The sequence below is a fragment of the Pyramidobacter piscolens W5455 genome, assembly GCF_000177335.1.
GTDB classification, from domain to species: domain Bacteria; phylum Synergistota; class Synergistia; order Synergistales; family Dethiosulfovibrionaceae; genus Pyramidobacter; species Pyramidobacter piscolens.
Genome location: NZ_ADFP01000061.1, coordinates 20495 through 32359 on the forward strand (window position 1 = coordinate 20495; position 11865 = coordinate 32359).

Annotated in this window: 7 protein-coding genes; all 7 read right to left on the reverse strand. The window is 64.2% G+C overall.

Annotated elements, in window-relative coordinates; genetic code table 11:
• Nucleotides 1–80: 80 nt before the first annotated feature.
• On the reverse strand, nucleotides 81–3122 hold the full coding sequence (locus tag HMPREF7215_RS05585) for an efflux RND transporter permease subunit (protein ID WP_009164727.1): 3042 nt from the start codon (nucleotides 3120–3122) through the stop codon (nucleotides 81–83).
• A complete protein-coding gene (locus tag HMPREF7215_RS05590; RefSeq protein ID WP_009164728.1) occupies nucleotides 3119–4291 on the reverse strand; it encodes an efflux RND transporter periplasmic adaptor subunit in 1173 nt (390 codons plus the stop codon). The genes HMPREF7215_RS05585 and HMPREF7215_RS05590 overlap by 4 nt, the downstream gene beginning before the upstream one ends.
• Nucleotides 4292–4565: 274 nt before the next feature.
• Nucleotides 4566–6557: a tetratricopeptide repeat protein gene (locus HMPREF7215_RS12385; protein ID WP_009164731.1), complete on the reverse strand. Its 1992-nt coding sequence runs from the start codon at nucleotides 6555–6557 to the stop codon at nucleotides 4566–4568.
• Between the two features lie 246 nt (nucleotides 6558–6803).
• Nucleotides 6804–7943, reverse strand: a complete 1140-nt coding sequence (gene iadA / locus HMPREF7215_RS05600) for a beta-aspartyl-peptidase (RefSeq protein ID WP_009164732.1) — start codon at nucleotides 7941–7943, stop codon at nucleotides 6804–6806.
• A 97-nt stretch (nucleotides 7944–8040) separates the two neighbouring features.
• Nucleotides 8041–9453: a Na+/H+ antiporter NhaC gene (gene nhaC / locus HMPREF7215_RS05605; protein ID WP_040550622.1), complete on the reverse strand. Its 1413-nt coding sequence runs from the start codon at nucleotides 9451–9453 to the stop codon at nucleotides 8041–8043.
• A gap of 314 nt (nucleotides 9454–9767) precedes the next feature.
• Nucleotides 9768–10475, reverse strand: a complete 708-nt coding sequence (locus tag HMPREF7215_RS05610; RefSeq protein ID WP_009164735.1) for a GntR family transcriptional regulator — start codon at nucleotides 10473–10475, stop codon at nucleotides 9768–9770.
• Nucleotides 10476–10739: 264 nt separating this feature from the next.
• The coding region (locus HMPREF7215_RS05615) for an MATE family efflux transporter (protein ID WP_009164737.1) at nucleotides 10740–11865 on the reverse strand (1126 nt) is incomplete at its 5' end.

An 11865-nucleotide genomic window follows, 5' to 3' on the forward strand; every position in this document is an offset into this window, starting at 1 on the left:
CGTTTCGGCCGTCTTATCTTCCGCGCCAAACGCCGGCGTCCGTTTTTTCAGTCCGGCCGCCGCGGCGCGGACGCTTTCGGTCAGCCGCGTTTTTTCGGCAGGCAGGGGACTTTGTAGACGACGGCGGTGAGGACGGGGATGACGATCAGCGTCAGGATGGTGCTGACGGTGAGTCCGGCCATGATGGTCACGGCCATGGGGCCGAACATCAGGTCCCAGATCAGCGGGACCATGCCGAGCACGGTGGTGAGCGCCGACATGGCGACGGGGCGCAGGCGGCCGACGCCGTCTTCGACGATGGCTTCGTAACGGTCGCGTCCGGCGGCGAAATCGGCGCTGACTTGATCGAGCAGTACGATCGAGTTCTTGGCCAGCATGCCGACAAGGCTGAGCGTGCCGATGATGGCCAGAAAGCTCATGCTCATGCCCGCCAGCCACAGGCCGCCGACGACGCCGATGAGGATCAGCGGCAGCACGCCGAAGATGATCAGCGGCTGGCGGAAGCCGTTGAACAGGAACACCATGATCGTGAACATGGTCAGCAGCGCGGGCAGAAAGGCCACCTTCATGCCGCCAATAGCGTCGTCGGAAAGTTCCTTTTCGCCGCCCCATTCCAGCGAGTAGCCGACGGGCAGCTCGATGGCCTCGATCGGGGCGCGTACGCGCTCCAGCATGGCGTCGGCGTTGTGCCCGAGCTTGACTTCGCTGGCTACGGTGAGCACGCGGCTGCGGTTGCGGCGCATGACGATATTGTCTTCGTAGTCCACGTCGAGCGACGAGATCACGGTGCCCAGCGGCACGGTGGCGTTCGCGGCCGGCGCCCAGACGGGCAGCGATTTGATCCGGTCGATCCGATTGCGCTGTTCGGGCACGAGGGCCGCCATGATCGCCAGCGTCTTGTCGCCGTCGCGGAAGGCGCCGATCGGCAGCCCCGTGGTGGCGATGAGCAAAGCCTGGTTGAGCTGCGGGCGCGTCAGGCCGAGATTCTGCATCTGATCCTTGAGCACGCGCGGATGGATCACTTCCACGGGCTGGCGCCAGTCGAGACGCGCGAAGTTGTGGCTGGGATCGGCCTCGACGATGCGCAGCGCCTGCTCGCCCAGATCGCGCAGCACGGCCGGATCCTCGCCGTAAAAGCGGGCTTCGAGTTTCGGCGCCATGCCGCTGCCCTTGGAGAAGAGCTTGCACACGCCCGTCAGTTGCGGCATTTCTTCGTCGAGGCGCTGCTGCGTTCGCAGCAGCATGGCGCGGGTGTCTTCGGGATCTTTCATCTCCACCAGCAACTGCGCGTAGGCCGTGTCGGGATCGGGCGGCGAATAGGTGAGCATAAAGCGCAGGCTGCCACCGCCGATGAAATCGGTAACGTTTTTCACGTTGGGCTGCGCGCGCAAAAACTGATCCAGCTCCATGGCGGCCGAACGTTGCGCCGCCAGCGACGCGCCCTCGTCGCTCCACAGATCGACGGTGTAGTAGGCCGTGTTGGCGTCCGGGAAGAACGACGTGTCAAGGCGCGCCAGCCCCCAGCAGGAGAGCGCGAACAGCGCCGCCGCCAGCGCCATCGAGAGAAAACGATGGCGCAGGCAGCCTTCGAGCAGGGCGCGGTACGCGCGGAACAATGGCCGGTCGTAAGGATCGTCCTTCTGCTTCGACGGCTTGAGCATGATCTGCCCGAAAACGGGCGTCACCGTCAGCGCCGCGCCCCAGCTCAGCATCATGGAAATGCCCACAACCTGGAGCAGCGAGCGGCAGAATTCGCCGGTGCTGTCCTGCGACAGGCCGATGGGGACGAAGGCCAGCACGGCGATGAAAGTGCCGCCCAGCATGGCCCATTTGGAGCCTTCCACGGCCTGATCGGCGGCGTCTTCGATGTCCATGCCGCGTTCCACGCCGACGAGCATGCTCTCGGAAACGACGATGGCGTTGTCCACCAGCGAGCCGAGCGCGATGATCAACGCTCCGAGCGACACAATTTGCAGGAACACGCCGCAGGCGTTCATGAAAACGAATGTGCCCGCCACGGTGAGCAGCAGCACGGCGCCGATGATCAGCCCGGTGCGCATGCCCATGAACACGAGCAGCACGCCGACGACGATGGCCAGCGACTCGATCAGGTTGACGATGAAATCCTGCACCGATCGCGTCACTTGGTCGGACTGCATGTAGATCTCGTTCAGTTCCATGCCGATCGGGCGGTGCACTTCCAGCTCGCGCAGGCGCTTCGAAACGCTCTCGCCCATCGTTACGACGTTGCCGCCGGTGACCGTGGCGATGCCGATGCCCAGCGCCGGACGGCCGTTGAAGCGCATCATGAAACTCTGCGGGTCGACGAAATCGCGGCGCACGGTCGCCACCTCGCGCAGGCGGATCAGCTGCCCGCCGACTCCGCCGATGACGAGATCGCCGATGTCGTCCACCGACATGATGGCGCCCGTCGGCGAGACGCGCACAAAGCGGTCGCCCAGCGTCGTCGTGCCCAGAGCCGAGAGCGTGTTCTGCTGGTTCAGCACGTTGAAGATGGCATTCGGCGCCAGCCCCAGCGACGACAGGCGCGTAGCCGAGAACTCCACGTAAACGGCTTCTTTCTGCTCGCCGAGAATCTTCACGCTGGCCACGCCGGGCACGAGCACGAGCTGCTTTTTGAGAAAATCGGCGTAGTCCCACAGCTCTTTCATCGTGTAGCCGTCGCCGACGAGGGCGTAATACTGACCGTAAACGTCGCCGAAGTCGTTGTCGACCATGATCGCGCTGCCCGCGGGCATGGAGACCTGCACATCGTTCAGCTTCTGGCGCAGCACGTCCCAGATCTCCGGCAAATCTTTCGACGTGTATTTGTCCTTGATGTCCACGTAGACGATGGCCATGCCGGGCACGGAACGCGAGCGGAGGCGCTTGATCTCGCCCATGGCCTGCACGGCGTCCTCGACGCGGCTGGTCGCCTCGCGTTCCACCTCGTAAGCCGTGGAGCCGGGATAGACGATGGTGACCACGGCGGTCTTGATCGTGAAGGAAGGATCCTCCAACTTGCCGATTCGGAAATACGCCGCCACGCCCGCGATCGCCACGAGGGCGCAGAGGAACAGGACGACGGCGCGGCGTTTCAGGCTGGCGCGCGCGACGCTCATGACCGTTCACCGGCTTTCATGAGGCGGACTTTCTGACCGTCCTTCAAAAAATGCACGCCGGCCGTGACGATCAGGTCGCCGTCGCGCAGTCCCTCCCCGCTCACTTCGAGCTGCGCTCCTTTCCAGCCGGCCACGGTCACGGGCACGCGCCGGACCTGCCCGTCCTCGAAGCGCCACAACCAGCGCGCGCCGTTCTCTCCGGCCAACACGGCCGGCTCGGGCACGAGGAAGCGGTTTTCCGCCGCGCCGGCGGAAAAATCCACCGTCACGGTGACGGCCATGCCGGGCAGCACGCGCGCGCCCTCCGGCTGAGGCATGACGACGGTGACGGGATAGGTTTTGGTGCGCGGATCGGCCTGCGCGGCGAATTCCTTGAGACGCACCGGAAAAGCCCGCCCTCCGATGGCGTCGAAACGGGCCTCCATGCCGAAAGAAGCGGCGTACCGCGCCAGATCGCGGGCGTCGATGCCGGCCGGCACGGGCGCGCTCAGCACGTCTTTGTCGGGCACGGCGAAGACGATCTCCAGCGTGGAAATATCCTGAAGGCTGAGAACGGGCTGCTTGGGCAGCACGTCCTGAAATTTCTCGGCCATGCGGTCGACGACGACGCCGTCGAAGGGGGCGCGCAGCTCGGTGTCGCGCAGCGCGTCGGCGGCCGTGCGGGCCTGGGCCTCGGCCTGCTGCACGGCGGAGCGCGCCACGTTCAGCTGCGTCTTGTAGGCGTCGTACTGCGCCGCGGCGATGACCTTCTGCCTGTAAAGCTCGTCGTAGCGTTTGAAGTTGGTGGCGGCGTCGTTGTACTGGGCGCGCGCCTGCGCCAAAACGGCCTGCGCCTGTGTCAGGCGGGTCCGGAAATCGCGCGGATCGACGCGCCCGAGCAGGTCGCCTTTTTTCACGGCGACGCCCTTTTCAACCGGCAGTTCGAGCAGCGGCCCCGAGACGCGGAACGACAGGTTGACGCGCTGCGCCCCCTGCACGGTGCCGAAATAGCGATGTACGTTCTCGACCGCGCCGCCGTCGAGCCTGACCGTGCGCACGGGGCGGACGATCTCCGGCTCGGGCTTCGGCTCGCGCAGCTGGCGAAATCCCTCGATCCCCGCGCAGGCGGCGAAGATCGCGGCCAGCCCGGCGGCCGTTTTCAGCAGCGAAAAAGCGGAAAATTTTTTCATCCTCATTCCTCCAGTGCCATCCGTTCGCTTTCGCAGGCGGCGCTCCGCGCCCGCTGATTCAACAAACTCATCGCGTTGATTGTATCACGCGCGCCCGGCCTTTGCACGGACGGCGCGGGAAGATTTTCCGCCATGCCATGCGCGCCCCGCGGCGGGCGATTTTATGAAAAGAGCTTTTTGAACCGCGCCCGACGAAAAGCGGCCGGAAGCCGATGGATTCTCGATCATCAGCCTCCGGCCGCTTTCGGTGTTCCACGTGGAACATCGTTGCCGGTCAACGGTTTTCCGTTTCATCGTCCGCGGACGACGAAGCGTTCATTTGTTCAAAGAGCTTCCGCGCGGCCTCCCGGGCGCGTTCGCATTCTTCCGCCGAAAGCCTGGCGCCGCGGAACATGCCGCGCCCTTCCAGCCTGTTGATGAGGCGCGCCGTGCCGGCGGCGCCGTTCAGGCGAGCCAGCCACGTCCACTTGTAAGCCTCCTCGTCGTCGCGGGGCACGCCGGCCCCCTTGCTGTACAGCTCGCCAAGGGCCTTCTGCGCGGGAGCGTAGTTCTGGCGGGCGCTTTTCAAAAACCACGAAGCGGCCTCGGCCAGATTTTGCCCGACGCCGCGGCCGGCGCGATAGCAGCCGCCAAGGCTGAATTGCGCCAGCTCGTTGCCCTGCCGGGCGGCGCGCAGATACCAGCGGGCCGCTTCGTCGGCGTCTTTCTTCACGCCGTCGCCCCGCTCGCACAGGCTGGCGTAACGTTCCTGAGCGACGTCGCTGCCCTGTTCGGCGGCCAGCCGGTACCATTTTGCCGCTTCGAAGGGTTCCTTTTCGCCGCCCCAGCCGTTTTCGCAAATCTGACCGAGCAGGAACTGCGCGCGCTCTCGCCCCTGACCGGCATAGACGCGGCAAAAGTTCGCCAGCGCCGCGTAAATTTCGCCGCCGCGCCGCGCCAGATCTTCGTGGCGAGCCAGCAGAGATCCCGCCCGGACGCGTCCTTGAGGCACGCCGAGGCTGCCGCGCCACAGCTGCGCCTCCACATAACAGGGCACGGGAGCGTCGGGATGGAGGCGCCGCAGTTCCATCGCCATGCGCCGCGCCGCGCCGTCCTCGTGATTGAACCACGCCGTCAGCAGATCCAGCGTCTCCGCAGGCGCGTTCACATTCGCCAGCACGCGCCAAAACTCGCGGCGGAAGTGCGTCATGTCGAAATCGCCGGACTCCATGGACGCGAGCACCACAGGGCTGATCTGCGTTTCCGCCTCGAACAGCACGTTGTTGCGCACGGCCGTCATTCCCGCCTTGCGCTCGCCCAGCGCCCAGCTGACCGTGCCGTAAAAGAGATTGTCGAGCCAATCGCGCGGCCCGATGTTCTCCCTGATCTCGGCCAGCAGCTCTTTGAGGCGGGACGGCGGCAGGCTTTGGTCGAGCAGGATGCGCTGTTTGGCCGTCTGCACTTTGTACGGGTCGCGGCGCAGCACGCGCCGCCACTGGCGGTCGAACTCGTCGAAGCAGGCCAGCGCCGTCTTCACATCGCCGCAGCGGCCGGCCGCCTCGCCATAGTAATACCAGAACGGAGGATAGGCGCCGAACGACTTCTTCAACGCCGGAAACATCAGCAGCGCCTTGTGCTTGTCGGGCTGCGCCAGCGTCTGCTCGAGATAGTCCAGATCCTCTTGGCTGATGCGGTAGGCGTCGGGCAGGCGGTATTTGCGCAGCAGCGCCCACGAGTCGGCCAGCAGCTCCTTCTGCAAATCGTTCAGCGCCGTCAGCGCTTCTTTTTTCAGCGCCCACATCTTCTGATCCATCGTGTTGCGGATCTCCGCCATTTCGCTGCGGTAGCCGAAATAGGCCGTGATGCCGCCGCTGAACAGCGAAGCGAAGAAACTGTCGAGGTCGCCGCCGACCGGCCACATCTTCGACAGCGACGAGACCAGGGCATGATGCTGCTGTTTGTCGTACACGCCCTGAAAAACTTTGCCTTCTTCTTCGGTGAGACGGTAAGTGTTGATCGTGTCCAGCAGGCGGCTGTAAAGCTTGACGATTTCGCCGTCGCTGGCGATGTCGCCGAGACTGAGGTTGTTGATGATGCTGCGGTACTCCTGATCGAGCACGATCCGGTCGCGGCTGGCCGTCATGTGCTTGACCGAGACCACGGCCATATTCAGCGCCACCACCGTGTTGACCGGATCGTAATCGTCGGCGGCCGCCGATGCCGTGGGCGCAACGCACAGCCACAGCGCCGCGAGCGCCGCGAAAATCCTCTTCGTAAAACGCTCCATTTTTGTCCTTTTCTCCCCTTCCGGCGGGGAAAAAGCGCGCCATTTTCCCGCCGGATCCTATTATACACAGATTGCCCAACGCGCGTAAATTCCCGACGCGAACGGCGGCAAAAAATCTCCGGCAAAAAAATCCCCGCCGCTTTCGAGGCTTCTGCCGCCGCGAATTTTCGCAAAAACAAAAAACCGCCTTCCCGGCCGCAGCGCCGGGAAGGCAGTTTTCGATCCTCCGTGATTTTTCGCGGACCGTTACGCTTCGAAGGTGCCCTTGGCGAGCACTTCGCCGTCGCGCATCATCACGCGGCCGCGGCCGATCAGCGTGCGCAGGCGGTAATCCCTGTCGAGGATCATCAGGTCGGCGTCGCAGCCCTTTTCCAGCCGGCCCTTGCCGGGAAGCTTGAGCCAGGCGGCGGGATTGGCGCCGGCGAACGCGAAGATCTTTTCCAGCGGCGCGTCGCCCGCCCGCGCGCAGTCGCCGATGGCCTGAAGGATGGAGGCGGGATCCCCGACGCCCATGCCGGCGAAATTGCCCGCCGCGTCGAAGCGCGGCATGCTGCCGTTGCCGTCGGAGCTGAAGCAGACGTGCGACAGGTCGGCGCCTTCGGCCACGTAGCGGGCGACCGCGCCGGGCGTCTTTTCGTCGGCGGTGATGTCGGCCACGCCGCCGGCCTTGACCCAGGCGATCGCGTCGTCGAGAAGTCCGGGGCAGCGCGTCGTGTGCGTCGGCATGAACTGGCTCAGCGGCACGCCGGTGCCGCTCACGGCTTCGCGCAGCGGCTCCAGTCCCGAAGCCTCGCTGCCCATGTGCACGCAGACGACGCCGGCTTTGCCGGACAGCATCCCGGCCACGCGCGCTTCGGAAACCAGCGCGCGGATCGTCTCCACCGCAGGATGCGAGGAGCGGTGATCGGACAGCGCGATCTTGCAGCCGATGACCTTGTCGATCCAGGCGATGTCGTGGCCGACCTTGCCCGTGATCGTCGGCCCGGGCAGCTGATAGGAGCCCGTGTACATCCACGTGCTCAGCCCTTCGATGTCGAGCGCGCGGGCCTTCGCCAACAATTCGGTGAGCGAGCGGCTGAATCCGTCGGTCCCCAGCAGGCCGACCGCGGTCGTGATGCCGGCTTTGACGAACGTGGAAAGCTGAGCGGGCGGCGTGCGGAAATTGAACGCCCCTTCGCCGCCGGCGCCGCCGAAATGATTGTGATGATCGACGATGCCGGGAGCGGCGACGAGCCCCTCCGCGTCGATCGTCTCGAGACCGGGGATTTTCACGTCGAGCCCTCTTTCCACGGCGGCGATTGCGCCGCCAAGGATCAGCAGATCGGTCAGGCCCACGTGCTCGGGCGCGTACAGGTCGATATTCTTCAGAAGCAGCGGATTATGCATTTATTTTTTTCCTCGATTCGCAACAAACGATCCATAAAACTTCACGAAAAGAAATCGCAGGCCGGTGCGGTCTGCGATTTCCTGTCCCAAAACGCGATTATTTGCTTTCCGCAGTCTTGTTGCGGAAAATCGCAATGTTGCAGAACGCGTAGATCCACGCCAGCACCGCGCCCGCGTAGCACATGACCGTCCAGGGCAGATACTCCAGCACCGGCACGTCGAGCACCGACGCCATGTAAACGCCCGCGGCCGACCAAGGGATCAGCGGCACGACCACCGTGCCGGAATCCTCGAGCGTGCGGGACAGCACGTTGCGGCGAATGCCGAACTCGTCGAACGGATCGCGGTACATGATGCCGGGCATGATGATGCTCAGGTAGGAGTTGCCCGTGCCCAGCGCGGTGATAATGCCCGTCAGCGAGGTGGAGAACACCAAGCGGCCGACGCTGCTCTTGATGAAGCGCTCGCGCATGGCGTTGGTGATCACCTTGATCGTGCCGGTGCACTCGAGCTGCCCGGCGAAGATGTAGGCGAAGAACACGACCACGACCGAGCCGGACATGAAAGAAAGTCCGCCGCGGCTAAGCAGGCTGTCGACCACCTTGACGCCCGTCGCCGCCTTGGGGCCGCTGGCCATGATCTTGACGATCGCGGGCAGCGAATGGCCCTGCATCATCGCGAACGGTATGGCCGAAACCATCGACGCCCAGAGCACGGGGATCGTCGGCTTGCCCATGTAGGACAGCACCAGCATGACGCCCGCGGGGATCAGCACGAGCGGCGTCAGCTTGTAGGATTTCTCGATCGCGCCGACGATCTCGTTGATGCGGGTCATGTCCATCGTGTCGGCGCTGGACGAGCCGACGTAGGCGTACACGGCCAAGCCGATGCAGAACGCCGGCAGCGTCGTCCACATCATCGACTTGATGTGGTCCATGATGTCGCACTCGGCGGTCGCAGCCGCCAGGACCGTGGTGTCGGAAATGGGGCTGATCTTGTCGCCGAAGTAGCTGCCCGCGATGACCGCGCCGGCGGTGGCGGCGGGATTGATGCCGAGACCGTGGCCGATGCCCATCAGCGCCACGCCGAACGTGGCGGCCGAGCCCCACGAAGTGCCCGTCAGCACCGAAGAGATGGCGCAGATCACCGAGGCCGAGATCAGGAACGTACTGGGACGGAGGATCGACAGGCCAACCTTGATCAGATACGGGACCGTGCCGCCGGCCATCCAGATGGCGATCATCGGGCCGACGATCAGCAGGATCAGGATCGCGCCCGAGGCGCGGGCGACCATCGGGATGACGCCCTCTTTGAACATATAATCCCAGGTGAAGCCGTAGCCGAACACGTACACGACGGTCGTCGCCAGCGCGACGATCAGGCACAGCATGCCCGTGTCGAAGTTCATGAACAGTTTGCCGACGATCATGATCGCGAGGATCATCACCATGATCGCAATCGCGCCGCCCAGTTTGACTTCCTTGTGCGGCTTTGCCGTTTTTTCCGCCATACCTCTCAATCCTCCCGTATCAAAAACAAAACCGTGCCCTTCGTCAGGGCCCTTTACGCCGCGGGCCGGCACGGAACCGCCGGCCGCAAAAAAACAACGCGCCGCCTTTCGGGCGACAAAAGATTGGATACAGATTTGAATCCGTGCGATTAGTATAGTTAAAGATACTTCACTTGTCAATAAAAGACATTCTCCCGCGCGAAAATTTCTTTCGTTCGCGTCTCCGGCAATCTCCAACGAAAAAAGCGGAAACTTCCACGCAAAAAAAATGACGGACGCCGCGTGTGCGGACATTCCATCATAGAAAAAACGCGTTATTGTCTTTCCGTTTCCTCCAACAGCGAGCGGTAACGGAACGTGTTCAGCACGTGCTCCTCCATCAGCCGGCGGCTGCGCTCCGCCTCGTGAGCCTCGAGCGCGTCGATGATCAGGGAATGTTCCTTCCAGCTCGGCACGTTTTCGCCCGTCGGGCGCGTTCGTTCCCGATAAAAGCGGGTGTAAAGCAGCGTATACATCGTGGAGCGCCAATAACTGCTGTTGAAGAAGCGCAGCAGGTACACGTTGCCGGAAAAGGAGACGATCAGGCGGTGCAGCTCTTCGTTCAGTTGCGCGTACTGCGCTTTTTCCTCAGGGGTTTGCCGCTCTCGTCCGAACAGCTCCGCTTCTTTGGCGTTGATCGCGCGCAGCACCATCACGTGCTCCGGCGTGCAGGCATGCGCCAGCCGCGCCGCGGCGGCCCCTTCCACGGCGGCGCGGCTGTAGAAAATCTGCCGCATATCCTCCGACGACAATGCCGGCAGCAGATAGCCTTTACGGCCCCGCTCCTTGACCAGAATGCCTTCCGCAACCAGCCGGCTGAGCGCGGTGCGCAGCGGCGTGCGGCTCATCGACAGCCGTTTGGACAGATCCGGCTCGAAAAGCCGCTGCCCGGGGACGATCTCGCGCTGACGGATCAGCTCCACTACGGTGTTGAACGCGCGCAGCTCGGCGTTTTGCTTCAACGCTTCCACCTGTTGCTCCATCGAAAATCTCCCTTCCGACATCACTCTCGACGCTCAAAAAAACGTTCTTCCGGCAATGAAGCGCCGCCGAACGGTGTCCTGCTTTCCGAGACCAATTTTTTTCAATGAAAAAGCCTCATCGAAAATGCCGCGCTTCGCGCGCCCGTGCCGCAAAAAAACGTGCGGCACGCGATTCCATGCAGATTTCGACGCGCCGTTGGCGCTCTGAAAAAGGGCGGAGAAACTGTGCCCTTTTTTACGAAAACGAGTATGAATATCCGCTCTCTATCGGCCGGTGCGCGCGGCGAGGCGGCGGCTCTTCAACTTCCAGCGGCCGGAATTGAAATAAAGCCACAGCAGCGCGCCGCGCACGCCCAGATCGAGATCCATGGCGTACCACGCGCCGGCCAGCCCCAGCCCCAGTTCGCGCACGAACAGCCAGGCCGCGCCCAGACGCAGCCCCAGCATGGAGAAAATGCCCAGCCACAGCGGCATGACCGTATCGCCCGCGCCGCGCAGCGCGCCCGAGCTGGTCAGCGCCGCGCCGAAAAGCGTCTCCACCCACGCCACGATGCGCAGCGCCCGCGCGCCCTGTTCGATCACGGCCGCGTCGGACGTGAACACGCGGATCAGCCATTCGGCCCCGAAATACATGCCCGTGCTCACCACCGCCATCACGGCCAGACAAAGATGGATGCAGGCCCGGCCCTCGGCCTCGGCGCGCCGTTCGTCGCCCGCGCCCAGAGCCTGACCGACCAGCGTCGTGGCGGCGATGGCGATGCCGTAAACGGGATTGTAGCACACGCCTTCGGCCGTCGTCGCCAGATAATGCGCCGAAACGGCCACCGTGCCCAGCGCGGAGATCACCGACATGTAGAGGATCTGCCCGCTGGAGAGCACGATGCGTTCGGCCGCGATCGGCACGCCGACGCGCAGCAGATCGTCCAGGCGTTTTTTCTCGAAGCGCAGGAACCGCGGCGCCGACAGCTCGAGCTCGTCCCGGCGCTGCCTCAGCGCCGCCGCCATGGCGGCGGCCGCCAAAACGATCGAAACCGCCGTCGATACCGCCGCGCCGCGCACGCCCCAGCCCATGCCCCACACCGGCAGGCCGCCCAGCCAGTCCAGATTCCGGCTGGGGTAGATGAGCAGGAAGTTGCCCGCCACGTTGCACAGGTTGGCGGCGACGGAGATCTTCATCGGCGTCACCGTGTCGCCGGCGGACTGGAGCACGCCCGCCATCGTCCGCTCCGCCACGAGAAAAGGCATGGACGCGCCGACGATGCGCATATAGGCCGCCGCGTCGGGAGCTACGTCGGGCGCGGCGTGCATCCAGGCGACGTACGAATCGGCGCAGGATTCGGCGGCCGCCGTCATGCACAGGCCGATCAGCGCGCCGAGCACGACCGCCTGC

Excerpts from the sequence above, each read along its gene's own strand:
- HMPREF7215_RS05585 (WP_009164727.1), bottom strand. The coding sequence starts at position 3,122 with ATGAGCGTCGCGCGCGCCAGCCTGAAACGCCGCGCCGTCGTCCTGTTC.
- HMPREF7215_RS05590 (WP_009164728.1), bottom strand. The coding sequence starts at position 4,291 with ATGAAAAAATTTTCCGCTTTTTCGCTGCTGAAAACGGCCGCCGGGCTG.
- HMPREF7215_RS12385 (WP_009164731.1), bottom strand. The coding sequence starts at position 6,557 with ATGGAGCGTTTTACGAAGAGGATTTTCGCGGCGCTCGCGGCGCTGTGG.
- iadA (WP_009164732.1), bottom strand. The coding sequence starts at position 7,943 with ATGCATAATCCGCTGCTTCTGAAGAATATCGACCTGTACGCGCCCGAG.
- nhaC (WP_040550622.1), bottom strand. The coding sequence starts at position 9,453 with ATGGCGGAAAAAACGGCAAAGCCGCACAAGGAAGTCAAACTGGGCGGC.
- HMPREF7215_RS05610 (WP_009164735.1), bottom strand. The coding sequence starts at position 10,475 with ATGGAGCAACAGGTGGAAGCGTTGAAGCAAAACGCCGAGCTGCGCGCG.